Genomic DNA, 26,412 nt, shown 5'->3' with positions numbered 1-26,412 from the left:
CGGCGGTCTGTCGTGCAGTCTGGTCGATCGAAGCGCCGCGTGCGGGCGGTGCGGAGACGCTACTTCTCGATGATGGACTCCTCGACGGCCTCGCCGAAGTGTCGGGCGGTGTCCTCGTAGTAGATGAGGACCTCGTCGCCTTCCTCGACGTCTGTGATCGCCGTCCTGCCGTCGCTCGTCGGGACCTTGATCGTTTCGGCGTTCTGGAGGAGCGTCTCCACCCGGTCGACGCCGTCGTCGGTCTCGACCTCCGCCTCGAGGCGGAACATCGGCCGTTGCTCGATCTTCGCACGACCGACGACCGCCTCGCGCGTGTTGCCGTCCGTATCGACGACCTGGACCTCGTCGCCGCTCTCGAGTTCCGAGAGGTACTTCGTCCCACCGTCGGGGGTCCGCACGTAGGCGTGGACGGCCCCGGCGTTGACGCGGAACGGTCGGGAGGCGACGTACGGCGATTCGGCGGTCTCCGCATGGACGAAGAAGAGGCCCCGGCTCATCGAGCCGACCAGCATGCCCTCGTCGTGGTCCATGAGCTGCCCCGTGTCGACGCAGACGCGATCCGCGGAGCCGGCACGCTCGATGCCGGTCACCTCCGCCCAGCGCAGTTCGAGCGTCTCGCGATCCGCCTCGTCGTGGACGGCGACGGTCTCGCGGATTTCGTCGGGGTCGGAGCTGTCGAGCAAGACGGCGTCGGCGCCGATCTCCAGTGTCTCGTAGGCCGTCCGGGCCTCTTCGGCCTCCGTGACGCCAGCGATCAGCGTCGTCTCGTCGCCGATACGAGCGATGAGGTTCTCGAGCGGGATGATCTGCCAGTTCTCGCCGATGACGATGGTGTACTCGGCCTCCTGTGCGGCGGACTCCGCGAAGCCCTCGTAGTCGGAGTCGAAGATGCGGACGTACGAGCCGGTGGCGCGGTCGTCGTCCCGGCGGAGCGTCGAGAGGTCTGCAGAACCGGAGAGGTCGTTCGGGAGGTCGACGGTGCCGTCGCCCTCGCCGTCCTTGCCGACGACGTAGGCGTCGGCCTCGGGCCCGGCGTCGCCGTCGCCCTCGGCGTCGTCGATCATCGCGGCGTCGCCGCCGGTCGAGAAGGCCGCGACCTTGACGTCGCCGAGTTCCTTCACGCGGCCGACGTCGTGTTCGTCGACGAGCACCCAGTCGACGCCCGATTCCAGACCGGCCGTGATGCGGCGCTTTCGCTCCTCCCAGTCGCCGACCTCGTCGTCGGCCTTCAACCAGACAGATCGCGTCATGTCGGCGACTGCGCGTGCGGGTGGCTTCAACGTGGCGGAACCGTCAGGCGTGGCCACCGGGCGACGGCGGCGAAAACGGAGACGACGAAGCGAAGACTCGCTACTCCTGTCGGTCCACGTCCACCCGCTCGCGGATGGACTCCAGCGTGTCGGACTCCGCGAGTTCCTCGATTCGCGTCTGGAAGTGCTCCTCGCAGAGCCCGACTTTCACCCCCTCCGACTCCGCCGCGTACGCGGCGGGTTTCTCACAGTAGTGACACTGCATGGGAACTCGTTGGCACTCAGGTGGTTTGAAGGCTGCGTTGTCAGTCATTTACTCGTCCCTGGAAAGTACTGTGCTGGTTCGCCCCTGCTCCTCGGCCCTTCGGGTGCTCAGCCGTCGAGTGCGGCTTCGACGCGTTCCCAGGCATCGGCGTTGAGTCCAGCGGCACCCAGGCTGGTCCCGTGGGCGTCAGAGCCGCCAGTCGGGAGCAGGTCGTACTGCTTGATCGCTCGCTCCACGGGTTCGAGGGCGGGTGTGTCTCCCGGATCGGCCGGCCGATCGTACGGATACCATCGTTCGACGGCGTCGAGTTCGGCGGTCAACGCGAGCGCTGCTTCCGGATCGTCGTACCGAAGCGGGTGCGCGAGTCCGACGATCCGACAGGCGTCCGCCAGCAACCGACGGCCAGTCTCGAAAGACGGGACGTCGCGGGCGACGAAGCAGGGGCGATCGTCGCCGATGAGTTCGTCGAAGACGCCCTGGAGGTCATACTCGACCGCAGGATGCTCGGCGACCGCCCGGGCGATGTGCGGCCGCCCGAGACCGGGCCGGGCCTCGACCTCCAGGTCGATGCCCAGGTGGTCCTCGACGCGCTGGACGATGCGAGCGCCTCGATTCGCGCGATTTTGCTGGATTCGCTCGCACTCCTCCCGGAGGGCATCGGTGGGGTCGAGTCCGTAGCCGAGGAGGTCCACGCGCTGGTCCGTGGCCTCGACCCGGAGTTCGATTCCGTGGACGACCGTGATGCCGTCAATCACCGTCAGGGGCGCGTCGAGGTCCGGGTGGGGCCGGTCGTGGTCCGTGATCGCGACGGCTCGGAGGTCTGCACGCGTCGCAGCAGCGGGGATGTCCGCGACGTCGAGCGTGCCGTCGGAGTTCGTCGTGTGCACGTGGAGGTCCGCGACGACCATGGTGGCGGTCCGCCGCGGCGTGGCAAGGTCGTTCCGGCTCCCATCGACACAGACCGCCATTCATGATTAAAGACCATTAAGGAGTATGCACACTCCAAGGGACCTTCCAGCGAAGATTTATCATTATCGTTCATTTTGTATTGGTTGATGATCCCGACAGCGACCGACGCGGGCATCGACGACGAGCAATACCCACTGACCACGCAGGAGTTCCTCGAGCGCTTCGGCGACGTGGAGCTCGAGCTGGCAAACGGCACGGAGCGCATCGGGGACGCCCTCGACCGGATGGACGATGAGACCTACGAGTCGGCGCTCGACGCCCGGTTCGCGGTCTACGCCGCGGTGTCCCACCGCGCCGTCGGTCGGCGGTTCTACAGCGACCGCGACCCGACGCCGCCGGGTTCGCCACACGGTCCCGATCAGGTGTCTTTCTGAGGAGGCCAACAGCCGTCGACCAACAGCCGTCGACCAACCGCCTCGCCCCACTTCCCTGCTGCCGTCACTTCGACCACCGTCCCCACGGCCCCTCCCACTTCTTCCCCGTGCAACGAGCCAAGCACCCCGAGGGTAGCAGCGTTTCTCCGCTGCTTCACACGCTTTCCCTCCCTGCCCCAGCACGCTTTCTCCCTCTCTCGCCTCTCTGCTCTCGGTACACGTCCGATCGTCTCCAGAATTGGCTGTATTCCGACTACCCGGACCGATACTGGATTGCGTCTGACCGAATCGCCGCGATTCGCCGTGCGATCGACGAGGGAACCCTTTTTGCAGGGGCCCGACCAATCACCTGCCGATGCACGTGCTGCTCGGCGTCGAGGGAAGCGAGGAATCCGATCGCGCACTCGAGAGCGTCCTCGAGCGGGCGGAGGAGGCCGGTGACGAGCTGACGGTCGCGGTCTTCGCACTCCGCGACCAGTCGCTCGACGACGTCGAGGAATCGGTGCGCGGTCGACTCGCCGAGAGCGACGTTCCCTGGGAGGTCGAGCGGATCGAGGCGGACCATCCTGCCAGCGCGCTGGTCGAGCTCGCGGAGGCCGGTCCCTACGAACAGCTCGCCATCGGTGGTGGGCAGGAGAGTCCGATGGGCAAGATCGAGCTGGGAACGACGACGGAGTTCGTCCTCTTGAACGCCCAGGTCACGGTGAGACTGGTACGATGACGGGGCGCATCTACCCCGACGAGGTCGCAGGGCCCTTCCCGACGCCGCCCAGGGAGTTCGAGGACGCCGAGGGCCGACTCATCGAACTCCAGGCAGCCGGGGGTATGGATCCCGAACCCGTCGTCGAGATGTACACGGCCTTCGATCCCGCCGACCGGGCGCAAGGCATCCCGCCCTCCCAGGAGGACCGGATCCGTTCCTGGCTCGACACGCTGCTCACCGAGGGCCTGAACGTCCTCGCCTGGGACGGCCCCGACGTCGTCGGCCACGCCGTTCTCATGCCCGACACCGATGGCTGGGAACTCGCTATCTTCGTCTACCAGCCCTACCAGGGCGCGGGGATCGGGACGCAACTCATCGAGACGCTCCTGGGCTACGGCGCCGCGGAAGGCGTCGAGCGCGTCTGGCTCACCGTCGAACGCTGGAACCGCCCGGCGATCGCGCTGTACAAGTCGGTCGGCTTCGAGCCCTGCGAGGCCGAGAGCTTCGAGATGGAGATGTCGCTCGTGATCACCGACGGGGAGGAGTAGGTCCGTCCGAGCCCAGGTCGTTCAGATCGACAGTGAGCGTTACAGACGAAGGGGCCGCGTTTCAGACCGACAGGACCGGCTGACTCGCGTACAACAGCACGTACTCCGCAGCCTTCGCCAGCGTGTCCCGTTCGTCCTCGTGCTGGTCCTCCCGCGGAATGACGAGGAAGTCCGCGCCGATCTCGTCGGCGGTGTCGAGGACCACGCTTCCGGGATGCTGACTCTTCTTGGTCTTCGAGAAGCCGTAGGCGACGGTCGCGTCGAGAGCGACCCCCGACGCGGCTGCCGTCTCGGTGAGCCCCTCGAGGTAGGACTGGCTCTCCTCGGCCACGGTCTCGTGATCGACGGCCTCGCGCTCGATCGCTCGGCTGATGGTCTCGGCGAGGACGTAGACGGCGGTGACGTCCGCGTCGTACCGATCCGCGATCGCGATGGCGTACTCGGCGGCTTTGGTGGCCTGGTCGGTCCCGTCGACGGGCACGAGTACCGTCTCGACCGACAGCGGAGCGTCTGCGGGCGCCATACACGACCTTCGATCCGCGGCGGGGAAAAAACTACCCGACCGCGATCGCCGGTCAGACTCGATCGACCTGCGTGGGCGGCAATAATCGCCGGAGTCCGGCCGGTTGCGGGCACTCGTGAGACAGAACGACTTTGAGCCCCCACCTCGAACCCCGTCACCATGGAACGCGCACTCGTCGTGATCGAGGCATCCGAAGCAACGAAGAATCTCGTCGCCGAAGCCGCAGAACTCGCACACGGCGTCGATGCCGAACTCCGACTGCTCTACGTCACGTCCGACGAAGAGTTCGAGGAGCGTCAGGGTGAACTCTCCTCGATTCCCGGCATCGAACTCGACTACGGCGTGGCCCGCGGCGTCGAGGAGGCCGAAGGGTTCGCGGAGGCCATCGGCGAGGAGGTCCTCGGTGCCGACGCCGAGTTCACCGCCGTCGGTCGCATCGGCGACGACGAGGAGGAGATCCTCGCGGAGGCTCGCTCCAGCGACGCCGACCACATCTTCGTCCACGGCCGGCAGCGCTCGCCCGCCGGCAAGGCCGTCTTCGGTGACATCGCCCAGGCGATCATTCTCGGCTTCGATGGTCCGGTCACCGTCACCACGAGCTAATCGGGCGACTGCGGTCGATTTTCCTGGAGCTGTCCACTCGAGCGTCGCCAGCTGGCCGCTCGACCGTCGGCAGTGACGACTCGGTCGGTCGTCTGTGGCGAGCGACCGGTGGCTTTTCCACCACTGCCCGGGTACGCTCTCGTATGATCGATACCGTCGCCATCGCGACCGACGGCTCTGAGAGCGTCTCCCGGTCCGTCGACGTGGCCATCGACCTGGCCGACCGCTTCGACGCCGAGGTGCACGCGCTGTCCGTCGTCGACGAGACAGAGGTTGCGTCTTCGCCCGAACAACTCCGGGACGAGCTTCGTGCGGCGCTCGAAGCCGACGCGAGCAAGGCCGTGGAGGGGGTCTCCGAGCGGACGGATCGTGAGGTAACGACCGCCGTCATCGAAGGGCGCCCCGCCGACGCAATCGCCGAGTACGCCCGCGAAGAAGGGATCGACGTCGTCGCTACGGGTACCCGTGGCCGGCACGGCGAGCACCGGTTTCTCATCGGGAGCGTCGCCGAGCGCGTCGTCCGGACCTGTCCGGTGCCCGTACTGACCGTTCGCCAGCTCAGCGCAGACGAGTAACGACCGCCCCGAACCGTTGCTTCGAGGGTTCGACTGTCGCTGCGGATTACCAGCGGTGGTGAACGTGCTCGTAGACGTACTCCTCGTAGACGTCGCGGATCGCACCGTGGACCTCGTGTGAGAGCCGTGGCTGCTCGGAGACCGCCGCGTTCGACTCGACGTGGGCGGGCGAGGTGGTCCCCGGAATCACGGTCGTCACCTGGTCGTGATCCAGGATCCACCGGAGCGTCGCCTGCGCCGTCGAGCGGTCGTCCGGGAGGTGGGGCTCCATCGCCTCGAGGGCGTCGTGGCCCGTCTCGTAGGGCACGCCGGCGAACGTCTCGCCGACGTCGAAGGCCTCGCCCTCGCGGTTGAAGTTCCGGTGGTCGTCCTCGGCGAACTCCTGGTCGCGATCGAGCGCGCCGGTCAGCAGCCCGGAGGCGTAGGGCACGCGAACGATGATCCCGACGTCGTACCGGTTGGCGGCCCTGAAGAACCGCTCCTTCGGGCGTTGCCGGAAGGGGTTGAAGATGATCTGGACGCTCTCGACGACGTCGTACTCGATCGCCTTCTCCGCCTCCTCGACCTTCTCGACGCTGACGCCAGCCTGCTCGATGATGCCCTCCTCCTCGAACCGTTCGAGCATCTCGAACGTGTCGGGCTGGTAGTAGGCCTCCGTCGGCGGACAGTGCAACTGCAGGAGGTCGATCGTCTCGACGCCGAGGTTCTCGAGGCTACGCTCGACCTGGGGCCGGAGCGTCTCGTAGTTGTAGCGTTCGGGCTCGTGGGGGTCGAGCCGTCGGCCGGTCTTCGTCGCAACGAACACGTCGTCGTAGGCGTCGCGCTCCTCGAGCACGGTGCCGATGTGGGACTCGCTACGGCCGTCGCCGTAGACGTCCGCCGTGTCGACGAAGTCGATGCCCGCGTCGATGGCCGCGCGCACGACCTCGCGGCCGGTTTCGTCCGAGACGTCGCCCCAGCTTCCGCCGATGTTCCAGGTGCCGAGACCGACCTCCGAGACGTACTGGTCCGTCGAGCCGAGTCGTCGCTGATGCATACGTGATCGTCGGATCGCCCCGCTCCTGAAGGTTGGCCTCTCGGCAGTCGTCCGCTGTCGACCGGCGCGCTGACGAGCAACGACCGTTCAGGATCGGTCACCGGCGCCGGTGCCGAACCCTTCCTGCTCGCGGAGCAGTGGGCGGGCGTCGGCGAGGGTCACGCCGTCGAAGGGGTCCTCGGCGAGCAACAGCGAACCGTCGAGATCGACGCGCTCGACCAGCGGCGCGAGGTGCCACCCGGCGGCGATCGAGGCGTTCGACTCCACCATGCAGCCGAGCATGACCTCCAGGCCGTGGGCGTGAGCAGCCTCGATTTGCTCGCGGGCGGCCCAGGGGCCGCCACACTTCATCAGTTTGCAGACGATCGCGTCGCAGGTCGCCGCGACGGCCGGTACGTCGCTCGCTACGACGCAGGATTCGTCCGCAACCACCGGGATCGACGTCGCGTCGGTGACTGCTCGGAGGCCGTCGAGGTCGTCGGCTGCGACGGGCTGTTCCAGCAGGCCCACCTCGGCCGTTTCCAGGAGGTCGAGTCGATCGAGTGCGGTCTCGCGATCCCACGCGCAGTTCCCGTCGACTCGTAGCGTGGCCTCGGGAACTGCCTCGCGAACGCCGAGGAGCCGCGATCGATCGTCGTCGGTGCCGAGTTTCAATTTGAGCGTCCCGAAGCCGCGTTCGACGGCCTCCGCTGCTCGCGCTGCCATCGTCTCGGGGTCCGCGATCCCGATCGAGAAGGAAGTCGACGGTGCAGCGTCGGGATCGAGCCCCCACAGCCGATAGAGGGGCACGCCGAGCCGTTTCGCCGCGAGATCGTGGACGGCGATACTGACTGCAGCGCGGGCCGCCGCGTCGGCGGGTGCGGTCGCCCGGAGGTCGAGCTCGATCCGCTGGATCGCGAGCGGATCGCCCACCGACTCGACGACATCGAGGAGATCCGGCAGCGCCGACGCGACCGAGTCGGGGTCCTCACCGTAGTAGGCCGACGGACTCGCCGCGCCGATACCGACGCGCTCGCCGTCGTCGAGACGTACGACGACGACCTCCGTCGTGGTCATCGATCCCCTGGAAATCTCGAAGGGCACCGCCAGTGGGAGTTCGATACGCTCGAACGACGGTTCGACGCTCTGGGGTGTTCCCGTCACGGTTCAGGCCCCCCCGATCGGCCACTTTGCGCTGCCTCCTCATCCTCCGGAACCAGTCCGTCGACGACTTCGCTTGCCTCGAAGCGAACTGGATCCGTCGCCGGTGCGTCGATCGCCGCGCCGAATTCCTCGACCGCCCGCTGGGCTTCGTCCTCCCCCTCGATCCTCGAGGTGTTCAGGGCACCTGCGACCACCGCTGCCGGTGCCACTGGCTCGACGAACTGCTCGTATCGGCTGGCGACCTCGCTGGCCGGCGGAATGGCAAACGCTTCGTAGCCGTGGATCGCCTCGCGACCGGCCTCGTGACAGAGCACGAGCGCATCGGGCATCGCGCCGTGGAGGAGGCTCGCCGTGACGCCGGAGTAGGCCGGATGGAGGATGCTCCCCTGCCCCTCGACGACGAGTACGTCGTGCTCGGCGGCAGCGTTCTCGACGAGTCGCTCGGCTGCGCCGGCCGCGTAGTCGCTGATCGCGCGGTCGACGGCGATCCCCCACCCTTCGATCAGGATGCCGGTCTGGCCGGTCGGTACGGCAGCGGCGTCGAGGCCCTCGGCGCGGAGCGCGTCGACGAGTTCGAGCGTCGTGGTGAGTTTCCCCGTCGAGCAGTCGGTGCCGACGGTAGCGATCACGTGTGCGTCGACGTCGCCGGCGGTGCCGCGTGAGACGTCGAGGTCGTCGGGGGGCTCTCTGACGTCTCGCAGTTCGCAGTCGTGCTCCGCGGCGAGCGTCACGAACTCCTCGTCCTCGGCGAGCGGGTAGTGCAATCCTGCGAGTACGTCGCACCCTCGCTCGAGCGCCGTCCGAACGTCCGACCGCCACGAGGGGTCGAAGTCGCCGCCGATCGGCGCGATGCCGATCACGAGCGCGTCACACGCCGGTGCGTCGGCCATCGATTCGACGATCGGCGCGTCCTGTACGTCGGGCACGTGGTCCGCGACGCGATCGCCCGCCCGGTCACGATCGAGCACTGCGACGACGTCCTGTTCCCCGTACCTGCAGATCCCGACAGCCGTCTTGGCGCGGTCCGGGAACTTCTCGTGGGCGAGGATCGCGACGCGCATGGCTCGACTCTCCGCGAGCACCGGCCAAAAACGTGGTACCGTCCGTGCATGGGAGAACAAAGTAAAAATGGGAAATCCTCTACTCAGTGGGAATATATCAATATTTAAGGAATAGACTGAAGTATTCCTACTCGAAAGCAGTTTGTGGGCATGGGAGTCGAGCGGAGCACTGACAAGCGAGGGCGGATCACGATTCCGACCGAGCTCCGCGAGCGGTTCGGCGATCGGTACCGCGTCGTCGAGCTCGAGGATGGAATCAAGCTCGTCCCCATCCCACAGAATCCGATCGAGACCCTACGGGAGTCGGGCAGTGAGGAACTTCGCGAGACCTCCGCGGATGCGCTGCGCGCTGTGGCGCGTAGCCGGGGAGACGCGGAGGTCGACGAGCATGTACGCTGACCTATCGGTCTGGCTCGCGCTCCTGACGGAGGACGAGTCACGGATCGATCGGGCGGCGTCACTGCTCGCAGAACACGAAGACGATCTGCAGGTGTCGCTGGTGACGTTCGTGGAGCTATTCTTGATCGAGGAGTCGTACCACTTCGACCGCGAACGCGCGATCACGGCGATGCTCGACCTCGCCGACTTCGACGACGATCCCGCGATCCTCTACCGGGCGTCCCGGTATCGCGACGGGGGGATCGACACCTTCGACGCGTTCCACGCCGCCATCGCCGACGAACGCGGGGTTCCCGGCGAGGTCGACGGCGAAGAGCGGACCTGGCTCCGACTGGACGGCGAGGAGGCTGCGGACTGACCCGTCGGCGGGACGTCGATTCGAATGACTGCTGAGCACACCCGACCGACGACTCAGACGAGATAGAGCGTCGTCCGCCAGAAGTCCGCGAACGCTTCCTCGAGCGCAGCTTCCGGCTTCCCCGTGGCGTCGACGGGCGCACTCGCCCTGGCGTCGACCTCGTCGGCGAGCGCGTCGAGGGCGCTCCGATCGCCGGTGAGATAGAGCGTTTCGGCGTCCCGATCTGCGAGCGCGGCCTGCACGTCCTCGAGGTGCTCCTCGATCTGGGCGTCGCGACGGCGCTCGAAGCGGCCCTGCGAGAAGCCACCTTTGGAGTGGTCACCTTTGACGTCGCTCTCGAAGCCCTCGAATGCCAGCCGCTCGTCGCCGCGATACTCGCCGAGCGCGAAGAGGTCCGAGCGGACGAGTGCGACCGCGAACGTACCGGTCGGGAGGAAGCTGGACCGGTCGAGGTCGAACGACTCGGCCCACGTGACGCCGGGTTCGGGGAGAACCGGTGGCCGAAGGGCAGCGCTGAGCAGCCCGTCCTCGTCCGTGACGGCGACGCAAGGCGCGGCTCGCTCGACGAGCGCCGACCGCTCGCCGAATGCCTCCCTGGCATCCTCGGGAACGTGGTCATCGACCACGGCCGTCATCGCTGCGTCGGGTGGCGCCTCGACGCTGTCGAGTCGGTCGAGGATCCGGGCAGTGGCGCGTCGATCCAGATTCCTGCGGCCACGGAAGGAGAGGTCGGCCTCGTCACCTTCCAGCCGCTCGACGGTGCCTTCCAGCTGCGCAATCCTGTCCTCGAGTTCGTTGACGCGCTCCTGGGCCTCCTGTCGAGCCGTGACAGCTTCGGCGCGGCGGCGCTCCTCGGCTTCGAGTTGCGCTTCGGCCCGCTCCCGTTCCTCCCGGGCCTCCTCGAGCTCGGCTTCCAGCTCCTCGATCCGTCCGCCGCCGAGCAGCCGGTCGATCATGCCACCATTGCTCTCCCCGACTCACTTCCGTGTTCCGGGCACGAGGCAGTGGCTGCAGCCGCACGATTCCCGATGGGCATCCGTCCAGTCTATCACGATCGACAGATGGGTTTTTCACGGCGTGACGAAAATATTGCCACCATGTCCCCTCCACAGGATACCTTTGGACACTACGTCGGCGGCGAGTGGATCGACGGCAGCGGCGCGGAGACGTTCACGAGCGAGGACCCTGCGACGGGCGACACGCTCGCGGAGTTCCACCGAGGGACGCCCGAGGACGTCGAGGCAGCAGTCGGCGCGGCCGAAGACGCGTTCGAGGAGTGGCGCTCCCTCTCCTACATCGATCGGGCGGAGTACCTCTGGGAGATCTATCACGAACTCCGTGATCGTCACGAGGAACTCGGCGAGATCGTGACCCAGGAGTGCGGCAAGGAGATCTCCGAGGGCAAGGCCGACGTCACCGAGGCCTGGCACATGGTCGAGTGGGCGGCGGGGAACGCTCGCCATCCCCACGGCGACGTCGTCCCGAGCGAGATCGCTGCGAAGGACTCCTACATGCGCCGGCAACCCAGGGGCGTCGTGGGCTGCATCACGCCCTGGAACTTCCCGGTCGCGATTCCGTTCTGGCATATGGCCGTCTCGTTGGTCGAAGGCAACACCGTGGTCTGGAAGCCCGCCGAGCAGACCCCCTGGTGTGGCCAGATCATCGCGGAGATGTTCGAGGACACTGGCATCCCGGACGGCGTCTTCAACATGGTGCAGGGCTTCGGCGACGCCGGCGCTGCGATCGTCGACGACGAGCGCGTCCCCACGGTGCTGTTCACCGGTTCGGCGGAGGTCGGTCACTCGATCGCCGACGAGATCGGTGGCCAGCCTGGCCGCGACGTCGCGCTGGAGATGGGCGGCAAGAACGCCATCGTCGTCACCGAGGAGGCGGACCTCGACATCGCCGTCCACTCCGCGGTCATGTCGTCGTTCAAGACGACGGGCCAGCGCTGCGTCTCCTCCGAGCGCCTGATCGTCCACACCGACGTCTACGACGAGTTCAAACGGCGCTTCGTCGACCTCGCCGAATCCGTCGCCGTCGGCGATCCCCTCGACGAGGACACGTTCATGGGCCCCGCGATCGACGAGCGGCAGGTCGAGAAGTTCCACGAGTACAACGACCTCGCCCGCAAGGAGGGCGCCAACGTGCTCGTCGATCGCGCGGACCTCGACGCCGACGAGATTCCCGGCGGCAACACCGAGGGCCACTGGATCGGCCCGTTCGTGTACGAGATCGAGTACGACCCCACGCTGCGCTGTCTCAAGGAGGAGGTCTTCGGCCCACACGTCGCGCTCGTCGAGTACGAGGGTACCATCGAGGACGCCGTCGAGATCCACAACGACGTGCCCTACGGCCTCGCCGGCGCCGTCATCTCCGAGGACTACCGACAGTTGAACTACTACCGCGACCGTGGCGAGGTCGGCCTCGCCTACGCCAACCTCCCCTGCATCGGCGCGGAGGTCCACCTGCCCTTCGGCGGCGTGAAGAAGTCCGGAAAGGGAGCGCCGAGCGCCCGCGAGGTCATCGAGTCCGTCACTGATCGGACCGCCTGGACGCTGAACAACGACGAGGACATCGCGATGGCCCAGGGCCTGTCGGCGGACATCACGACCGAAGACGACTGACCCAGCGCTCGGTTCGTCCCCTGTCTCTCATTTCCCACTCTTCCAAATTCCCGCTCTCCCAATTTCCCGTCCCTTCCCTATTCCCGTTCCCGGTTATTTCGTGCGTCGTTCTCAGACGGGGTCCGTCCTGACTGGTGATTCCCACAGTCGAATCACGGCGGAGCCGACCACGAGCGCAGCGCCGCCGACGGCGAGTGCGAACAGCGGCGAGACCGCGTCGGAGATAACGCCGCTCCCCAGCTGGAACGGAATCACGGCGAGCCCGCTGACCATCGCCAGCGCACTCAGTACGGTCGCACGGCCGAGCGTGTCGATGCGGTCGTTGACGTACTGGCCGGCGAAGGTGCGGGTCACGTCGGCGAGTCCGCGGGCGAAGAGGAACGTCGGGAGCGCGAGCACCGGGACGGCGTACATCGCGAGCAGCGCGGTCCCGACGAGGAACGGTAACACGGCGAACCAGGTGCGAACACCGACGACCCGCTTGATCGTCCCCGTGAAGTAGCTCAGCCCCGCTCCGACGATATTGTAGGCGGCGTAGAACCACCCGATAAGCGCCTCGACGTCCCCGGACGCGACGCCGAGGTCGACCACGACGGTCTCGAAGATCGGCTGCAGAAAGACGAAGACGAGGTAGGTGACGGCTGCGTAGAGCACGTAGTAGTAGAGCAGAAACGCACGGAGATCCCGCTTGGCGACGACTTCCCGGACGATTTCGATCGTACGCCGAAACCCGAGCTGGTCGGCGTCGGATTCCTCGTAGGTCGACGATTCCTCCACCGTCACCAGCACGAGCGCGCCGACCCCAGTCACCGCGGCGGCGACGAACCACGGGTATGAAAGATCGACGCTCGCGAGGTAGCCACCGGCGACGGCTGCCCCGGCACCGACGGCGAGTGCGGCTGCCTCCCCGCGACCGCGAACGTGGGCGAACTCGTCTTCGGAGAGTTCGTCGGTCAGGGTATCGTAGAGCCAGGCGTCCTCGCTCCCCGACCGGAAGTTGTAGCCGCTCGACCAGCACACGTAGAGAATTGCGAACGCCCAGAACGATTCGGCGAGGCCGATCCCCACGAGCGTCACCGCGATCAGGACCGTCCCGAACAGCAGACTGTTCCGCCGACCCACGCGGTCACCGACGTACCCCGTGGGGATCTCACCCAGCACCGTCGTCAGGTTGTAGATCGCCTCCAGAACGACGATCTGGGTGAAGGAGAGCCCCTGCGCCAGGAAGAACAGGTACATCACCGGCCGGTAGAACTCGACCGCTTTGGTGGCCTTGTAGGCGTAGTACTTGAGCACCTGCTCTGACGGTCGCTGCCAGCCGTCCGCTCTCGACGGGAGACGCATCCACCGGAACCGACGAACAGGTCACAGTTACGAGTAGTTATGACCCCGCCATGGGGACCGTAATACGACGCACTCGTCGCGGACCCGACCCCTCGCGCAGAACCGTCGTGCGCGACGCCCTCGCCGTCGCGCCAGCATTAATGTGGCACGGGGTGGTGTACTCTCCAATGAGCGGCACCCGAACCGGCGGCGAACTGTTCGTCGACGCCCTCGAACGGTACGGCGTCACCCACGTCTTCGGCAATCCCGGAACGACCGAACTGCCAGTCGTCGACGCGATCGAACGCAGCGACCTCGAGTACGTCCTCGCAGCCCACGAGGACATCGCAACGGGAATGGCGGCGGGCTACGCGAGCACCCGGCGGTATCACGCGGACGCAGCAGGTAGTCGCGGCGGCCAGGCCGGTGATCGCGCCGAGCCAGCGGAGAACCGCGAGGTGCTCCCACTGGGCGTTGCGAACCTCCACCTCGCGCCCGGGCTCGCCCACGGTCTCGGGAATATTTACGGTGCGTCGGTCGCAGGAGCACCGCTGCTCGTCACCGCGGGAAACCACGCCCGGCACTTCGAACACGAGGAGCCGTTGCTCACCGGCGACCAGGAGGCGCTCGTCGACCAGTGGACGAAGTGGTCGGCGACAGTACAGGATGTCGCGGCGCTGCCGACGATGCTCCGCCGTGCGGTACGGACCGCGCTCTCCCCGCCGACGGGGCCGGTCTTCCTCTCGCTCCCCGTCGACGTCGCGATGGCGGAGACGGACGCGGCCGTCGACCGACTCGGACCGATTCCAACCGCGGGCCGCGGCGACGTGGCGCAAGTCGAGCGCACCGCGGACCTGCTGGCAGACGCCGAGGACGTGGTGCTCGTCGTCGGCGACGGCGTCGCTCGGGCCGGCACCGACGCGGTCGACGCAGCGGTCGACCTCGCCGAGGCTGCAGGTGCGCGCGTCCACGCAGAAATCCTCGCCTGCGAGATCGATTTCCCGACGGACCACGAGCAGTTCGTCTCCTACGTGCCCCCGGACGAGGACCTCGCGCGGTCGCTGCTGAGCGCCGACGTGCTCTGCCTCGTCGGCTGTTCGACCAACACCACGCTCACGCACAGGGAGGGACCGCTCGTGCCCGAGGACACGACCTGCATCCACGTCGGCGACGACGCGTGGGAACTGGGCAAGAACCAGCCCGCCGACGCAGCGGTGATCGGGGATCCCGGCGAGGTCGCGGCCCAGCTCGCCGACCGCCTCTCAGAGCGACTCGACGACGCGACGCGCGAGCAGCGCCTCGCGGACGTCGCCGCCCAGAAGGAGTTCGTCGGAGCCAAGATGGACCAGATGGGCGAGGACGAGCCCCCGGACGATCCGCGGGCGTCGAAGGCGACGCTCGTCGACGCGCTCGAGGACGTAGCCGGCGACGCCTTCGTCGTCGACGAGGGCGTGACGTCGAAGTACGCGATGCTCACTCGCTGGGAGTTCGAGCCCGAGCAGTACGTCTCGAACAAGGGCGGCGGCCTGGGGTATGGTCTCCCGGCCGCCGTGGGCGCTGCGATCGCCGAGCGCCAGCGCGATGAGCCCCGCGACGTCCTCGGCTTCGTCGCCGACGGATCCTACCTCTACTACCCACACTCGATCTACTCTGCCGTCCGCCAGGACCTCGACCTGACGGTCGTCGTCCCTGACAACCGCAACTACCGGATCCTGGCCGACAACGCCGCACACCTCCTCGGCGGCGAGGGCGACGACTACGAGTGGGACAGTATCCGGTTCGACCCACCGGTCGACATCCAGAAGAACGCCGAGAGTCACGGCGCGACCGGCCACCTCGTCGAGACGCCCGAGGAACTCGACGAGACGCTGGCGGCTGCCTTCGGTAGCGAGGGTGTCGACGTCGTGGACGTGCTGGTCCACGATTGATACGCGACGCAGAGGCCGCTGCTCGCCCCGTCAGGTCGCACCCGAGATCGGTTACTCGTCGAGTTCGTCTTCCAGCACCCGCTCGCCATCCGCCGTCTCCGGGAAGATCTTCCCTGGGTTCATCGTATCCGTGGGGTCGAGCGCACGCTTGATCGCCCGCATCGCCTCGACGGTGGCCTCCCCATGTTCGCCCACGAGGTACTCGCGTTTGCCGAGGGCGACGCCGTGCTCGCCGGTCGCGGTCCCGCCCACCTCGATCGCCCGCTGGACGATTTCGGCGTACAGGGCTTCGCCACGTTCGACTTCGTCGGGATCGTCCGGATCGGCGAGCACCGAGTAGTGCACGTTGCCGTCGCCGGCGTGACCGAAGCAGGGAACGAGGAGATTCTCTTCGGCGGCGCGCTCCTTGGCGAATTCGATGAGCGGGCCGTACTCGCTGATCGGCACCGTCACGTCGCCGGGGTGGAGCGGTTCGAGATCGGGATCGAAGGACCGAACGGCGAACGCGAGGTCCTTCCTGGCGCGCCAGAGGTCGTCCATCCGCGCTTCGTCTGCGATCTCGAAGCGCTCGACTCCGTGGGCCTCGAAGATGGATTCACAGAACGCGATCTCCTCTTCGATGCCGTGGTCGGCGTGAAACTCGACGAACACCATCGGCTCGTCGGGCAGGTCGGCGCCAGTGTAGGCGTTCGACATCCTGGCGCTCTCCGCGTCGATCAGTTCGATCTTCGCCACGTCGACGCCGGACTGAACGGCGTCGGTCACGGCCGCTGTCGCGTCGTCGAGCGTCGAGAAGAGTGCGCGGCCACCACGGATCTGCTGGGGACGTCCGGCGAGTTCGAGCGTCGCGCGGGTCACGACCGCGAGTGTACCCTCGCTCCCGATCAGCAAGTCACGGAGATTGTACCCAGAGGAAGTCTTGACGGCCTTGCTCCCCGCCGTGATCACCGAGCCGTCGGCGAGGACGGCCTCCAGTTCGAGCACCCAGTCGGCGATCTCGCCGTACTTCACGGTCTGCATCCCGCTGGCGGCGTTCGCGATCATCCCGCCGATCGTGGAGATGTCGCCGGAGGAGGGCAGCGGCGGGAAGAACAGGCCGTGCTCCCCGGCAGCGTCCTCGATGGCGGGTCCCATCACGCCCGGTTCCACGTCGATCTGGTGATCCTCGGGGCGGACCTCGAGGACTACGTCCATCCGCGTCAGATCCATGCTGATCCCGGCGTGGGCCGGGACCGGATTCCCTTCGAGGCTCGTCCCGGCGGCGTAGGGCGTCACCGGGATCCCGTGCTCGGTGGCGCCCGAGAGGATCGCCGACACCTCCTCAGTCGTTTCGGGCCACACCACGGCGTCGGGCGTCGTGCCCTCGTCGGTTCCCCAGTCGGTCGCGTGGGAATCGCGAACGTCCTCGCTTCGCGACACGCGATCCTCGGGGAGCACGTCCGCGAGAAACGCGAGCGATTCGTCCGTGTGATCCTCGTTCATGGACCGACGCAGGGACTCCGGGAACAAGTGCGTTCGGCGAAGATAGTATCACCGCTGCTCGAATGGTCGCGGTTCAGGCCCAGTACGCGTCGCCAGGCTCGGTCTCGAACACCGCGCGCTGGAGCACGTCGACGGCCCGCTCCAGCCCCTCGCGGCCGGACGTTAGAGAGTCCTCGTGCTCGATCGAGAGTGCGCCCTCGTAACCCATCATCCGGAGCGTGGAGACGACGTCCTTCCAGTGCTCCTCGCCGTGGCCGTACCCGATCGAGCGGAACATCCAGGATCGGTTCGGCTCGTCGGTGTAGGCGTTCGTGTCGAGGACGCCCTTCTCGCGGGCGTTCGCGTCGTAGACCTTCGTGTCCTTGGCATGGAAGTGGTGGATGGCATCTTCTTCGCCGAGCAGCCGGATCGCCTCGGTGACGTCGATTCCCTGCCAGTAGAGGTGGGAGGGATCGAAGTTCGCGCCGATCCAGGGGTTGGCGGCGTCGCGTAGCTTCAACATTCCCCGCGGCTCGTAGACGAGCATGTTGGGGTGCATCTCGATGGCGACCTTCACGTCGTGTTCCTGGGCGTGCTCGCCGATCTCCTCCCAGTACGGAATCGCGACCTCCTCCCACTGGTACTCGTGGGCCTCGGCGTGCTCGTCGGGCCAGGGCGCGGTGATCCAGTTCGGCGTCGAGTCGCCGGGCGCACCGGCTGGGAGTCCCGAGAAGCAGGTGACGGCCTCGACGTCGAGCATCCCGGCGAGTTCGATCGCCTCGCGCAGTTCGCGGTCGGCCTCGTTGGCTCGCGCCTCCTCGGGATGGAGTGGGTTGTTGTGCGTGGCCAGCGCGCTGATCGTGAGGTCGTACTCCGCCGCGTCGTCGAGGAGTTGCTGTCGCTCGTCGGCGTCCTCGAGGAGGCTCTCCCGGTGGAGGTGGTCCTGTCCCGGCCAGCCGCCAGCGCCCAGTTCGACCGCGTCGACGCCGACGTCTGCGAGATACTCGAAGGCTTCCCTGCGGTCCTGGTCACCGAGTGGGACGGTGAGTACGCCGATTTCCATGTGGGGAAATTCATCGAGTGCTCGGTTAAAGCCCACGGGGCCGGCAGCCCCGAACCCCTTTTTCCTCGCCGGGCCGAATCGGGTGCCATGCAACGCGGGGCCCGGCGGGCGAGGATCACGCGTCGAGACGCACTGGTGGCCGGTGGCAGTGCCCTCGTCGCGTCGCTCGCGGGCTGTTCGGGCGGTGGCGGAGACGACGATCCGTCGAGTCGTGGGCCGGTCTCCATCGACGAACTCGCCTTCGCCGCCGGACGGCCCGACGGCTACGCAGCGTACGAACCCCAGCCCGACTCGGTGTACGGGCCCAACGACGTCGTTTGGGTTTACCTGGCGGTGTCCGACGTCTCGGGTGAGCCCGTCGTCGAATCCGATGCAGCGAATCAGAGCGAGCAGACCGGGGACGAATCCTCGTCGGCGGGAGGTGACGACGGTGGATCGGCAGGCGAGGAGGAGACGATCGTCGACGTGGATCTCCGCCAGCGACTCCGGGTCGAGGCGCCCGACGGCTCGCTCGTCGCCGAATCGACCGACGAGTTCCAGCCGACGCTCTCCGTGCGACAGCTCGATTCCTTCTTCGTCGCTACCGATGTCCTCCACGCGGGAACGCCGACGCCCGGGGAGCACGAGACGACGGTCACCCTCACGGATCGCGTGTCGGAGACGGAAGCGACCGAATCCGCGACCTTCTCGATCGAATCGTGAGCGACGCCGCGTGATGGTCGCCCGCTACCCGTAAAAGGAAATGATTGTCGACTACTCGTCCAGGCGGACGGCGGCGTCTGCCTCGCTCGACCGGTAGATGCCGTCGATGACCTGCTGGACGGTCAGGGCCTGTTCTACCGTGTTTCGCTCGGGCTGCTCGCCCGTACGAAGTCCCTCGAGGAAGGCACGCTGGCATGCGGCGTGCGCGTCGCGGCTCTTGGTCTCGATTGCGGCGTCGGAGACGTGGTCGATGCCCGCGGTCCCGTCCTCGTAGATCGTCGTCTCGCCGGAACTGAGATCGAGGGTCGCACCGCCGTCGTCGCCACGGACGGTCACGGACTGGGCGGGTTCGCGGTTCGAGGCCCAGGCGACCTCGAGCGAGAACGTCGTGCCGTCGTCGCCACGGAAGAAGGCGCTCGCGGAGTCGTCGACGTCGAAGACGCCGTCCGGATCCGGCGTGCCCCAGATGTCCATGTCGGCGGTGTCGTCGCGGTCGCCGAACTCACTGCGTGCAGTACCGGAGACCTCGACCACGTCGGGGTGGCCAGCGAGGTGGAGCCCCAGGTCGATCGCGTGGACGCCGATGTCGATCAGTGACCCGCCGCCGGCCGTTGACTTGTCTGTGAACCACGTGCCGATCGCCGGGATCCCGCGACGGCGGACGTACTCGATCTCGACGTGACTGACGTCGCCAAAGCGGCCCTCCTGCCGATAGGCGTCGAGGACCTCGGCGCCGCCGTTGAACCGGTTGTGAAGACCCACCATCGCGATCGCGTCAGAGTCCGCCGCGGCGTTGGCGATCCGTTCGGCGCTCTCGAGCGTGTGCGCGAGGGGCTTCTCCTGGTACAGTGCGACGTCGTTCTCGAGGATCGTGACGGCAGCGTCCTCGTGGAAGCGATTGGGCGTGACGACGAACGCGGCGTCGACGACCTCGCACATCGCGTCGACGTCCTCGAACGTCTCGGCGCCGAAGTCGTCGGCGAAGGCTTCGCGCGCCTCCGGGACGACGTCGACGCCCGCTGCGATCTCGACGTCCTGATCGAGGAGGTTGTCCACGTGGTGCCGGGCCATGTTGCCGAGCCCGACGAAACCGATTCGGGGGGTATCCTGGTCCATGTCCGCGGGTGAGCGAGCACTCGAATAACCGTTGCGACCTCGGAAGGTCCGTGGGGTGAGTTGCGACGCTGCGGCCCGCGTCGCCACGGGTGCCACCCGGCCGGACACCGGCGTCGTTTTGAACCCGCCGAAAGAAGCAACCGCCAATGGACGAGGATCTTCGCGATCGGGTGCGTGCGGCCGCCGAGACCCACGCACTGATCAACGCGGTCAAGCACGAGAGCGACCCCGAGGTCGGCCCGATCATGGGGCCACTGATGGGCGACCATCCGGAGTTCCGCGAGCACGGGGACGAGGTCCCGGGCGTCGTCGGCCAGGTCGTCGCGGAAATCGGTGATCTCGACCACGAGGCTCGTCGGGAGCGTCTCGCCGAACTCGATCCCGAGGCGCTCGCCGATATCGAGGCCGAGGACGAGGGCGAGGAGCACGCGCTTCCCGACCTGCCGAACGCCGACGAGTACGACCAGATCCGGATGCGCGCGGCGCCGAACCCCAACGGGCCCTGGCACATCGGCCACGCCCGAATGCCCGCCGTCATCGGCGAGTACGCCGAGCGCTACGACGGGTGGTTCTGCGTGCGCTTCGACGACACGGACCCCGAGACGAAACGGCCCGATCTCTCGGCATACGACGCGATCCTCGAGGACGTCGAGTACCTCGGCTTCGAACCCGACGCAGTCTATCGCGCCTCCGACCGGATGGAGACCTACTACGGGCACGCCCGGGAGTTGATCGAGGCCGGCGGAGCCTACACCTGCTCCTGTTCCGGCGAGGAGTTCTCGGAACTGAAGAACTCGGGCGAGGCCTGCCCCCACCGCGATCAGGACCCCGACGAGACGCTCGCGGACTTCGAAGCGATGGTCGATGGCGAGTACTCCGCGGGGGAGAAGGTCCTGCGCGTGCGGACCGACATCGAGCACAAGAACCCCGCGCTCCGGGACTTCGTCGCCTTCCGGATGGTCGATACCCCGCACCCTCGCGAGGAAGCAGCCGAGTACCGCTGCTGGCCGATGCTCGACTTCCAGTCGGGGATCGACGACCACGAACTCGGCGTCACCCACATCATCCGCGGCATCGACCTCCAGGACTCCGCGAAGAAACAGCGCTTCGTCTACGAGTACTTCGGCTGGGACTACCCCGAAGTGATCCACTGGGGCCACGTGCAGGTCGACGCCTACGACGTGCCGATGAGCACCTCCTCGATCAAGCAGCTGATCGTCGAGGGCGAACTCGACGGCTGGGACGACCCGCGCGCGCCGACGCTCAAGAGTCTCCGACGACGCGGGATTCGGGGGCAAGCGATCGTGGAGGCGATGGCCGGACTCGGCACCTCGACGTCGAACGTCGACCTCGCGATGAGCACCATCTACGCCAACAACCGCGAACTGATCGACGACGAGTCCGACCGCTACTTCCTCGTCCGCGACGGCCTCGAAGTCCCGCTCACTGGCGGTCCCGACGAGGCGAATCCGCCACTCCATCCCGACTTCGAGGAGCGCGGTGCCCGCTCCATCCCCGTCGGCGATACCGTGATGATCGAGGCCGACGACCTGCCCGGCCACGGCCAGCGCGTCTGGCTGAAGGGCCTGGGCTGCGTCGAGAATATTCGCGACGCGTTCCAGTTCACGGGCGATTCCATCGACGTCGTGAAATCCGGCGAGGTGGACGTGATCCACTGGGTTCCCGGCAGCCAATCGATCCCCTGCCGGCTGCGGACACCTGACGGCGACGTGCAGGGCCGCGCAGAGCCCCAGGTCGCGGACCTCGATCCCGACGAGGTCGTCCAGTTCGAGCGCGTCGGCTTCGCGCGGATCGACCGCCACGACGACGCGGAGACGGTCGCGTACTTCTCCCACGAGTAGCCCGCGTTCGTTCGGCGACTCCCCGTGGGCGAGGACTCAGTGCCCTCCGTTACCCAGCCGATCCGCTACCGCTCCCGAATCCGCCTCGAGCAGCGGCCCGCCCGGGCCGTCCGAGTGGGCTGCTGGGGCCAGTCCGAACGACGCGAGGAGCGCCAGACTCGTCTCCACGTGGTCGGTGCGTTCGGGGATCCGGAGTTTGCCACCGGCCACCACGAGCGGGAGCAGGAGTTGATCCCCGAGGTGGGCGTCCACCGCACCCGGCCCGTCGATCGCGTCGAGTAACGATTCGGCAGCGCCCTCGCCCACTACCTCGGCTGGGCGACCCTGCTTGCCCAGGGCGTCCCCACAGCAGACGCCGCAATCGAACGCCGAGACGGCGACGATCGCCGTTCCGGTCGACGGTGCACTGACGGACTCGACGATCGTACTGTCGACCTCGTAGCCCGCCTCGGCGAGTCGACTCGACGCCGCGGTCACCTGGCGCCGAGCGACGTCGCCGTCCGCGAGATCGTCGGTTGCGACCGAGCGGATCGTCGTGCGTTCGATCGGTCCGCGCTCGGCAAGCCTGAACGGCGCCGGCGTCGACGGAAAGAGGTGTAACGTCACGTCGCCGTCGCCCTCGGGGTAGAACCCCCGTCGGTGACACTCGAGCGCCACGCCCCAGCCGTGGCTGCGGAGCAACGGCAGCTTTGCGAGCAGGTGCGCGTCCAGCGGCGGCGACCACTTGACGTCGGTTCCGCCGCCGACCCTCACCGCGAGATGCTCGTCGAGTGCGGCGGCGAGCGGCAGGAGGGCGTCGACGACGAGAGACGCGCTGCCCGCCGTCCCGACGTCGATCGAGAGCTGTCCGCCGCTGACCGGATCCGGGTCGAACGTGACGACGTCGGCGCCGACCTCGGCGCCGTCGACGACCGCGTCCGTGACCGAGGCGAGCGCCTCGATCGCGGCGAGGTGCTGGGGCCGGACGCCTGGCGTCGAGCGCGCGCCGCGGACCTGTTCGATCCGCACCGCCTCCTGGGTCAGCGCAGAGAGCGCGAGCGTGGACCGGAGCAGTTGCCCACCGGCGTCGGCGCCGTCGATTCGAATCACGGTCCGTGTAGGGCAGTAGCCGGTAAAAATAGACGGCGTATGCTATCAACCGATTTACAAAAATGGGTTTCTGCGAACGTTTTTCCCGATATCTGTGCTACTGTATCGTATGAGCCAGCACGATAGCGTCGACGCCGACGACGGGATGTTGCAGTGCGTCGACTGCGTCGATCCCGCCGAGGCGTTCTCCGTGATCGGCAACGACACGCGGCTCTCCATCCTCGAAGCGCTCTGGCAGACCGACGCCGACGCGGTCAGCTTCTCCGACCTCCGTCGGGACGTTGGGATGCGAGACAGCGCCCAGTTCAACTACCACCTCGGCCAGCTCACGGACCACTTCGTTCGCAAGGTCGAAGACGGGTACGAGCTCCAGCACGCCGGTGAGAAGGTCGTTACGGCAGTCATCGCCGGATCGATCACCGAGAAGCCCGACGTCGAGCCGTTCCCCGTCGAGGGCGAGTGTTTCGCCTGTGGATCGGCGCTCCAGGGCGTCTACGAGGACGAGCGCCTCGCCATCGAGTGCGTCGACTGTGGACACAAACACGGCGACTACGACTTTCCGCCGGGGGGGCTGACCGACCGCACGCCCGCAGAGATCGCTGACGCCTTCGACCAGCGCGTCCGTCACCTCCACTGTCTCTCCGCCGACGGCGTCTGCCCCGAGTGCAGCGGTCGGATGACCCACACGATCGAACAGGGTGGCGATTGCTGTCTCGGCATCCCCGTCCGCGTCGAGCACGAGTGCGAGCAGTGCGGACACGAACTCTGCTCCGCGCCGGGGCTCCGCCTGCTCGATCACTCCGCGGTCGTCAGCTTCCACCGCGAGCGCGGGGTGCATCTGGACGAGCAGCCGTACTGGACGCTCCCGTGGTGCGTCGGGAGCGAACCGACCGAACTCGTCAGCGAGGATCCGGTCCGCATCGAACTCGTCGCTGCGATCGACGGCGACGAACTCCACGTCACGATGGACGGCGACCTCGACGTAATCGAGACCGAGGTTCGCGAGGACGTCTAGGCACGACCGCCCGCTCTGGAGGTCCCCGAGCGCGCCACGGCGTGGCGAAATGTGTCCAGGTTCTCGCTGGACCTGGATTGGTATGCACCTGCTCACCCGCGTAGTCGCCGCCTTCGTTCGCACGGATTTCGGGTGTCTATAAGACGGGGCCGACCGCATCCGTTCCCATGGACGAACGAGTCGCCGTCGTCGGCGCGTCGATGACGAAGTTCGGCGAGCGCGACGCCTGGATCCAGGAACTCCTCGCGCAGGCCGGCAAGGAGTGCCTCGAGGACGCGGGCGTCGATCCGGGCGACGTCGAGCACGTCTACACTTCGAACATGTCGAGCGGCGAGTTCGAGGGACAGACGGGCATCATGAACGCGCTCGCGCACGACCTCGGACTCATGCCGGCGTACAGCCAGCGAATCGACCAGACCTCTTCCTCCGGCGGTGCCGGCATCTACGCCGCCTGGCAGTCCGTCGCCTCCGGCGCGAGCGACATGACGCTGCTCGTCGGCGGCGAGAAGATGACCCACAGGACGACCGGCGAGGCCACGGACGTGATCGCCTCGATCACGCACCCCGCCGAGTACAAGCACGGCGTCACCCTGCCCTCCTTCGCCGGCATGACCGCCCGGCACTACCTCGAGAAGTACGACGCGCCCCGCGAGAGCCTCGCGAAGGTCGCGGTCAAGAATCACAAGAACGGCGTCGACAACCCCCACGCGCAGTTCCAGAAGGAGGTCGACCTCGAGACGGTCCTCGAATCCCCGATCGTCGCGGATCCGCTCCGGCTCTACGACTTCTGCCCGATCACGGACGGCTCCGCGGCGCTCATGCTCTGTCCCGAATCGGTCGCCGCGGAGTACACAGACGAGTACGCTGTCATTTCGGGCGTCGCCGGCGCGACTGACACCCACGTCGTCCACGAACGCGACGATCCGACGACGATGGGCGGCGTCGTCGACAGCAGCGATGCGGCCTACGAGATGGCCGGGCTCGACCCCGACGACGTCGACGTCGCCGAACTCCACGACATGTTCACCATCCTCGAGTTCCTCCAGATGGAGGGCCTCGGATTCACCGAACCGGGCGAGGCCTGGAAACACGTCGAGGAGGGCCGCACCGAGAAGGACGGCGCGCTCCCGATCAATACCTCCGGCGGCCTCAAGTCCAAGGGCCATCCCCTCGGCGCGAGCGGCGTCGCGCAGGGCGTCGAGATCTACGAACAGCTCGTCGGCGAAGCCGGCCCGCGGCAGGTCGAGGCCGACGTCGGGCTCGCGTGCAACGTCGGCGGCTTCGGGAACTGCGTGATTACGACCATCATGGAATCGGGAGGTGAGGCGGCATGAACGACGATCTCAGTACAGACGGCACAACCGAGCCGGCACAGCCACCGCTCGCGGCGACGCGGTACGAGAGCGGTGCGATCACCTACCCCGGACACTCGATCGGTCCGGAGGGCACCGAGCCCGCTGAGGAGATCGACCTCGCCGACTACACCGCCGAGGTCGTCACCTGGACGACGAGCACGGCCACGCCGCCCGGCGTTCGCCAGCCGAACCACCTCGCGATCGTCGAGTTCGACGTCGACGGCGAGTCCGTCCGCGCCCTCGGCCAGTTGACCACCGACGAGGTCGAATCCGGCGACGAGGTCCGCCCCGTGTACGTCGAGGAACTCCGCGAACCCGGCGTCGGGATCAAGGACGCCGAAAGCGCCCAGGACTGGGACGGCTACCGGTTCGAGCCGATCTGACTGGGGTCGCCGTTGCGGCGCTGCCGACCGTTCGACGACCGCCGCGAAGACTTACGGCACGGTGTGCACTTCTCGGGGTATGCTCGCGGCGCTGCTCGCGATCCTCGTCTTCCTCCTCGTCGTCGAGCCACTGCTCGTCGGCCTCCACGAGCTGGGGCACGCGATCGTACCGCTCGCTCTCGGGAACGAGACGGCGGTCTTCGTCGGCGGGAAGCGTGGCCTCTCGGGGTCGGTCGGGAGCCTGACGCTGACGGTCGCTCCTGCGGGATTACGCTCGCCGATCACTGAGGGCGCGGTGGTGACGGACGTGCAAACCGGTCGGTGGGCCGTCTTCGCGGGGACGCTCGGTGGCCCGATTTCGTCACTCCTCCTCGCAGTAACTGCTGCGTTCGCGCTGGAGTTCGTTCGCGGTCCGTTCCTCCAGTGGCTCGTCCTCTTCGCCTTTGCCTACAGTACGCTCCAGGCGCTCTCGACGCTGGCTCCCTTCCGCGGTCCGGTGCCGACCGACGGCGGCGAACCGTTCAAGACCGACGGCAGGATCGCTCTGGAGCTGTTGCTCGGTCGGGATCCAGTGCTCGACGGCGACGGCGGTCCGCTCTCCAGCGACCTCGAGTGAGCGGCGCTTGGGACTGGAGCGAGCGACCTCACTCGGCGAACGGCCGGTCGATCTCACCGGACCAA

The 26,412-nt window shown here is 67.4% G+C and carries 28 protein-coding genes; 15 read left to right on the top strand and 13 right to left on the bottom strand.

What is annotated here, in order from left to right; all coding sequences use genetic code 11:
- Window positions 1-59: 59 nt before the first annotated feature.
- From L593_RS01220 to L593_RS01215, 3 genes are all read right to left on the bottom strand, one after another.
- On the bottom strand, window positions 60-1,250 hold the full coding sequence (locus tag L593_RS01220) for a 3-dehydroquinate synthase II (RefSeq protein ID WP_020445093.1): 1,191 nt from the start codon (window positions 1,248-1,250) through the stop codon (window positions 60-62).
- Between the two features lie 100 nt (window positions 1,251-1,350).
- On the bottom strand, window positions 1,351-1,515 hold the full coding sequence (locus L593_RS15815; RefSeq protein WP_020445092.1) for a DUF6757 family protein: 165 nt from the start codon (window positions 1,513-1,515) through the stop codon (window positions 1,351-1,353).
- Between the two features lie 107 nt (window positions 1,516-1,622).
- The gene (locus L593_RS01215) at window positions 1,623-2,423 is read right to left on the bottom strand and encodes a PHP domain-containing protein (protein WP_020445091.1); all 801 of its coding nucleotides are present in this window, start codon (window positions 2,421-2,423) and stop codon (window positions 1,623-1,625) included.
- A 147-nt stretch (window positions 2,424-2,570) separates the two neighbouring features.
- Here L593_RS01215 and L593_RS01210 point away from each other — a divergent pair, with 147 nt between their 5' ends.
- The 3 genes from L593_RS01210 (at window position 2,571) to L593_RS01200 (ending at window position 4,109) form a co-directional block, all read left to right on the top strand.
- Complete coding sequence (locus L593_RS01210) at window positions 2,571-2,858, top strand: hypothetical protein (protein WP_020445090.1); 288 nt, start codon at window positions 2,571-2,573, stop codon at window positions 2,856-2,858.
- A gap of 355 nt (window positions 2,859-3,213) precedes the next feature.
- The gene (locus L593_RS01205) at window positions 3,214-3,579 is read left to right on the top strand and encodes a universal stress protein (RefSeq protein ID WP_020445089.1); all 366 of its coding nucleotides are present in this window, start codon (window positions 3,214-3,216) and stop codon (window positions 3,577-3,579) included.
- Complete coding sequence (locus L593_RS01200; protein WP_020445088.1) at window positions 3,576-4,109, top strand: GNAT family N-acetyltransferase; 534 nt, start codon at window positions 3,576-3,578, stop codon at window positions 4,107-4,109. Before L593_RS01205 ends, L593_RS01200 begins: the two co-directional genes overlap by 4 nt.
- 61 nt (window positions 4,110-4,170) lie before the next feature.
- Here L593_RS01200 and L593_RS01195 read toward each other — a convergent pair whose 3' ends face one another.
- Entirely contained in the window at window positions 4,171-4,632 is a 462-nt protein-coding gene (locus L593_RS01195) for a universal stress protein (protein ID WP_020445087.1), read from the bottom strand.
- 159 nt (window positions 4,633-4,791) lie between these two features.
- On the opposite strand from L593_RS01195, the gene L593_RS01190 reads away from it, so the two are divergent.
- Window positions 4,792-5,235, top strand: a complete 444-nt coding sequence (locus tag L593_RS01190) for a universal stress protein (RefSeq protein ID WP_020445086.1) — start codon at window positions 4,792-4,794, stop codon at window positions 5,233-5,235.
- 143 nt (window positions 5,236-5,378) lie between these two features.
- Entirely contained in the window at window positions 5,379-5,810 is a 432-nt protein-coding gene (locus tag L593_RS01185; RefSeq protein WP_020445085.1) for a universal stress protein, read from the top strand.
- Between the two features lie 46 nt (window positions 5,811-5,856).
- Here L593_RS01185 and L593_RS01180 read toward each other — a convergent pair whose 3' ends face one another.
- From L593_RS01180 to L593_RS01170, 3 genes are all read right to left on the bottom strand, one after another.
- The gene (locus tag L593_RS01180) at window positions 5,857-6,846 is read right to left on the bottom strand and encodes an aldo/keto reductase (protein WP_020445084.1); all 990 of its coding nucleotides are present in this window, start codon (window positions 6,844-6,846) and stop codon (window positions 5,857-5,859) included.
- Window positions 6,847-6,933: 87 nt separating this feature from the next.
- A complete protein-coding gene (locus L593_RS01175) occupies window positions 6,934-7,989 on the bottom strand; it encodes a dipeptide epimerase (protein WP_020445083.1) in 1,056 nt (351 codons plus the stop codon).
- Window positions 7,986-9,050 carry a DUF1611 domain-containing protein gene (locus L593_RS01170; RefSeq protein ID WP_020445082.1) on the bottom strand — a complete coding sequence of 355 codons (1,065 nt, stop codon included), beginning with the start codon at window positions 9,048-9,050 and terminating at the stop codon, window positions 7,986-7,988. The genes L593_RS01175 and L593_RS01170 overlap by 4 nt, the downstream gene beginning before the upstream one ends.
- Window positions 9,051-9,200: 150 nt before the next feature.
- On the opposite strand from L593_RS01170, the gene L593_RS01165 reads away from it, so the two are divergent.
- Window positions 9,201-9,449, top strand: coding sequence for an AbrB/MazE/SpoVT family DNA-binding domain-containing protein (locus tag L593_RS01165; RefSeq protein ID WP_020445081.1), 249 nt, complete (start codon window positions 9,201-9,203; stop codon window positions 9,447-9,449).
- Window positions 9,439-9,807: a PIN domain-containing protein gene (locus L593_RS01160; RefSeq protein WP_020445080.1), complete on the top strand. Its 369-nt coding sequence runs from the start codon at window positions 9,439-9,441 to the stop codon at window positions 9,805-9,807. The genes L593_RS01165 and L593_RS01160 overlap by 11 nt, the downstream gene beginning before the upstream one ends.
- A 53-nt stretch (window positions 9,808-9,860) precedes the next feature.
- On the opposite strand, the gene L593_RS01155 is transcribed toward L593_RS01160, so the two are convergent.
- Complete coding sequence (locus L593_RS01155; protein ID WP_020445079.1) at window positions 9,861-10,763, bottom strand: Vms1/Ankzf1 family peptidyl-tRNA hydrolase; 903 nt, start codon at window positions 10,761-10,763, stop codon at window positions 9,861-9,863.
- 141 nt (window positions 10,764-10,904) lie between these two features.
- On the opposite strand from L593_RS01155, the gene L593_RS01150 reads away from it, so the two are divergent.
- The gene (locus tag L593_RS01150) at window positions 10,905-12,434 is read left to right on the top strand and encodes an aldehyde dehydrogenase family protein (protein ID WP_020445078.1); all 1,530 of its coding nucleotides are present in this window, start codon (window positions 10,905-10,907) and stop codon (window positions 12,432-12,434) included.
- Window positions 12,435-12,545: 111 nt separating this feature from the next.
- Here the strand turns inward: L593_RS01150 and L593_RS01145 are convergent, their stop codons facing one another.
- Window positions 12,546-13,778, bottom strand: coding sequence for an MFS transporter (locus L593_RS01145; protein WP_049893748.1), 1,233 nt, complete (start codon window positions 13,776-13,778; stop codon window positions 12,546-12,548).
- 167 nt (window positions 13,779-13,945) lie between these two features.
- On the opposite strand from L593_RS01145, the gene L593_RS01140 reads away from it, so the two are divergent.
- On the top strand, window positions 13,946-15,685 hold the full coding sequence (locus L593_RS01140; protein WP_020445076.1) for a thiamine pyrophosphate-binding protein: 1,740 nt from the start codon (window positions 13,946-13,948) through the stop codon (window positions 15,683-15,685).
- Window positions 15,686-15,736: 51 nt separating this feature from the next.
- On the opposite strand, the gene L593_RS01135 is transcribed toward L593_RS01140, so the two are convergent.
- Window positions 15,737-17,167, bottom strand: a complete 1,431-nt coding sequence (locus L593_RS01135; RefSeq protein WP_020445075.1) for an FAD-binding oxidoreductase — start codon at window positions 17,165-17,167, stop codon at window positions 15,737-15,739.
- A 73-nt stretch (window positions 17,168-17,240) separates the two neighbouring features.
- Window positions 17,241-18,209 (bottom strand): sugar phosphate isomerase/epimerase, encoded by a 969-nt coding sequence (locus tag L593_RS01130; protein WP_020445074.1) that lies wholly within the window; start codon window positions 18,207-18,209, stop codon window positions 17,241-17,243.
- Window positions 18,210-18,296: 87 nt separating this feature from the next.
- Between L593_RS01130 and L593_RS01125 the strand changes: the two genes are divergently transcribed.
- The gene (locus L593_RS01125) at window positions 18,297-18,911 is read left to right on the top strand and encodes a hypothetical protein (RefSeq protein WP_049893746.1); all 615 of its coding nucleotides are present in this window, start codon (window positions 18,297-18,299) and stop codon (window positions 18,909-18,911) included.
- Between the two features lie 51 nt (window positions 18,912-18,962).
- Here L593_RS01125 and L593_RS01120 read toward each other — a convergent pair whose 3' ends face one another.
- Window positions 18,963-20,027, bottom strand: a complete 1,065-nt coding sequence (locus L593_RS01120; RefSeq protein WP_020445072.1) for a Gfo/Idh/MocA family protein — start codon at window positions 20,025-20,027, stop codon at window positions 18,963-18,965.
- A gap of 146 nt (window positions 20,028-20,173) precedes the next feature.
- Here L593_RS01120 and L593_RS01115 point away from each other — a divergent pair, with 146 nt between their 5' ends.
- Window positions 20,174-21,889, top strand: a complete 1,716-nt coding sequence (locus L593_RS01115) for a glutamate--tRNA ligase (protein WP_020445071.1) — start codon at window positions 20,174-20,176, stop codon at window positions 21,887-21,889.
- A 36-nt stretch (window positions 21,890-21,925) separates the two neighbouring features.
- Here L593_RS01115 and rtcA read toward each other — a convergent pair whose 3' ends face one another.
- Window positions 21,926-22,978, bottom strand: a complete 1,053-nt coding sequence (gene rtcA / locus L593_RS01110; RefSeq protein WP_020445070.1) for an RNA 3'-terminal phosphate cyclase — start codon at window positions 22,976-22,978, stop codon at window positions 21,926-21,928.
- Between the two features lie 109 nt (window positions 22,979-23,087).
- Here rtcA and L593_RS01105 point away from each other — a divergent pair, with 109 nt between their 5' ends.
- The 4 genes from L593_RS01105 to L593_RS01090 all read left to right on the top strand — a co-directional run bounded on the left by L593_RS01105 (window position 23,088) and on the right by L593_RS01090 (window position 26,347).
- Window positions 23,088-23,993, top strand: coding sequence for a helix-turn-helix domain-containing protein (locus tag L593_RS01105; protein ID WP_020445069.1), 906 nt, complete (start codon window positions 23,088-23,090; stop codon window positions 23,991-23,993).
- Window positions 23,994-24,160: 167 nt separating this feature from the next.
- On the top strand, window positions 24,161-25,327 hold the full coding sequence (locus L593_RS01100) for a propanoyl-CoA C-acyltransferase (protein ID WP_020445068.1): 1,167 nt from the start codon (window positions 24,161-24,163) through the stop codon (window positions 25,325-25,327).
- Window positions 25,324-25,731 carry an OB-fold domain-containing protein gene (locus L593_RS01095; protein WP_020445067.1) on the top strand — a complete coding sequence of 136 codons (408 nt, stop codon included), beginning with the start codon at window positions 25,324-25,326 and terminating at the stop codon, window positions 25,729-25,731. The genes L593_RS01100 and L593_RS01095 overlap by 4 nt, the downstream gene beginning before the upstream one ends.
- A 79-nt stretch (window positions 25,732-25,810) precedes the next feature.
- The gene (locus L593_RS01090; protein WP_020445066.1) at window positions 25,811-26,347 is read left to right on the top strand and encodes a hypothetical protein; all 537 of its coding nucleotides are present in this window, start codon (window positions 25,811-25,813) and stop codon (window positions 26,345-26,347) included.
- Window positions 26,348-26,412: the final 65 nt, after the last annotated feature.

Origin of the sequence: Salinarchaeum sp. Harcht-Bsk1, assembly GCF_000403645.1 — an archaeon.
In the GTDB taxonomy this organism is placed as follows: domain Archaea; phylum Halobacteriota; class Halobacteria; order Halobacteriales; family Salinarchaeaceae; genus Salinarchaeum.
The sequence above is the reverse complement of the archived record's forward strand: the minus strand, read 5'-3'. Positions and strand labels throughout refer to the sequence as shown.

What these genes read in the sequence shown, in the direction of transcription:
- L593_RS01100 (WP_020445068.1), top strand. Translation starts at nt 24,161, where the DNA reads ATGGACGAACGAGTCGCCGTCGTCGGCGCGTCGATGACGAAGTTCGGC.
- L593_RS01145 (WP_049893748.1), bottom strand. Translation starts at nt 13,778, where the DNA reads ATGCGTCTCCCGTCGAGAGCGGACGGCTGGCAGCGACCGTCAGAGCAG.
- L593_RS01115 (WP_020445071.1), top strand. Translation starts at nt 20,174, where the DNA reads ATGGACGAGGATCTTCGCGATCGGGTGCGTGCGGCCGCCGAGACCCAC.
- L593_RS01150 (WP_020445078.1), top strand. Translation starts at nt 10,905, where the DNA reads ATGTCCCCTCCACAGGATACCTTTGGACACTACGTCGGCGGCGAGTGG.
- L593_RS01120 (WP_020445072.1), bottom strand. Translation starts at nt 20,027, where the DNA reads ATGGACCAGGATACCCCCCGAATCGGTTTCGTCGGGCTCGGCAACATG.
- L593_RS01205 (WP_020445089.1), top strand. Translation starts at nt 3,214, where the DNA reads ATGCACGTGCTGCTCGGCGTCGAGGGAAGCGAGGAATCCGATCGCGCA.
- L593_RS01140 (WP_020445076.1), top strand. Translation starts at nt 13,946, where the DNA reads ATGAGCGGCACCCGAACCGGCGGCGAACTGTTCGTCGACGCCCTCGAA.
- L593_RS01095 (WP_020445067.1), top strand. Translation starts at nt 25,324, where the DNA reads ATGAACGACGATCTCAGTACAGACGGCACAACCGAGCCGGCACAGCCA.
- L593_RS01185 (WP_020445085.1), top strand. Translation starts at nt 5,379, where the DNA reads ATGATCGATACCGTCGCCATCGCGACCGACGGCTCTGAGAGCGTCTCC.
- L593_RS01105 (WP_020445069.1), top strand. Translation starts at nt 23,088, where the DNA reads ATGAGCCAGCACGATAGCGTCGACGCCGACGACGGGATGTTGCAGTGC.
- L593_RS01135 (WP_020445075.1), bottom strand. Translation starts at nt 17,167, where the DNA reads ATGAACGAGGATCACACGGACGAATCGCTCGCGTTTCTCGCGGACGTG.
- L593_RS01215 (WP_020445091.1), bottom strand. Translation starts at nt 2,423, where the DNA reads ATGGTCGTCGCGGACCTCCACGTGCACACGACGAACTCCGACGGCACG.
- L593_RS01200 (WP_020445088.1), top strand. Translation starts at nt 3,576, where the DNA reads ATGACGGGGCGCATCTACCCCGACGAGGTCGCAGGGCCCTTCCCGACG.
- L593_RS01155 (WP_020445079.1), bottom strand. Translation starts at nt 10,763, where the DNA reads ATGATCGACCGGCTGCTCGGCGGCGGACGGATCGAGGAGCTGGAAGCC.
- L593_RS01165 (WP_020445081.1), top strand. Translation starts at nt 9,201, where the DNA reads ATGGGAGTCGAGCGGAGCACTGACAAGCGAGGGCGGATCACGATTCCG.
- L593_RS15815 (WP_020445092.1), bottom strand. Translation starts at nt 1,515, where the DNA reads ATGCAGTGTCACTACTGTGAGAAACCCGCCGCGTACGCGGCGGAGTCG.
- L593_RS01210 (WP_020445090.1), top strand. Translation starts at nt 2,571, where the DNA reads ATGATCCCGACAGCGACCGACGCGGGCATCGACGACGAGCAATACCCA.
- L593_RS01125 (WP_049893746.1), top strand. Translation starts at nt 18,297, where the DNA reads ATGCAACGCGGGGCCCGGCGGGCGAGGATCACGCGTCGAGACGCACTG.
- L593_RS01160 (WP_020445080.1), top strand. Translation starts at nt 9,439, where the DNA reads ATGTACGCTGACCTATCGGTCTGGCTCGCGCTCCTGACGGAGGACGAG.
- L593_RS01170 (WP_020445082.1), bottom strand. Translation starts at nt 9,050, where the DNA reads ATGCGCGTCGCGATCCTCGCCCACGAGAAGTTCCCGGACCGCGCCAAG.
- L593_RS01130 (WP_020445074.1), bottom strand. Translation starts at nt 18,209, where the DNA reads ATGGAAATCGGCGTACTCACCGTCCCACTCGGTGACCAGGACCGCAGG.
- L593_RS01180 (WP_020445084.1), bottom strand. Translation starts at nt 6,846, where the DNA reads ATGCATCAGCGACGACTCGGCTCGACGGACCAGTACGTCTCGGAGGTC.
- L593_RS01090 (WP_020445066.1), top strand. Translation starts at nt 25,811, where the DNA reads ATGCTCGCGGCGCTGCTCGCGATCCTCGTCTTCCTCCTCGTCGTCGAG.
- L593_RS01195 (WP_020445087.1), bottom strand. Translation starts at nt 4,632, where the DNA reads ATGGCGCCCGCAGACGCTCCGCTGTCGGTCGAGACGGTACTCGTGCCC.
- L593_RS01190 (WP_020445086.1), top strand. Translation starts at nt 4,792, where the DNA reads ATGGAACGCGCACTCGTCGTGATCGAGGCATCCGAAGCAACGAAGAAT.
- L593_RS01220 (WP_020445093.1), bottom strand. Translation starts at nt 1,250, where the DNA reads ATGACGCGATCTGTCTGGTTGAAGGCCGACGACGAGGTCGGCGACTGG.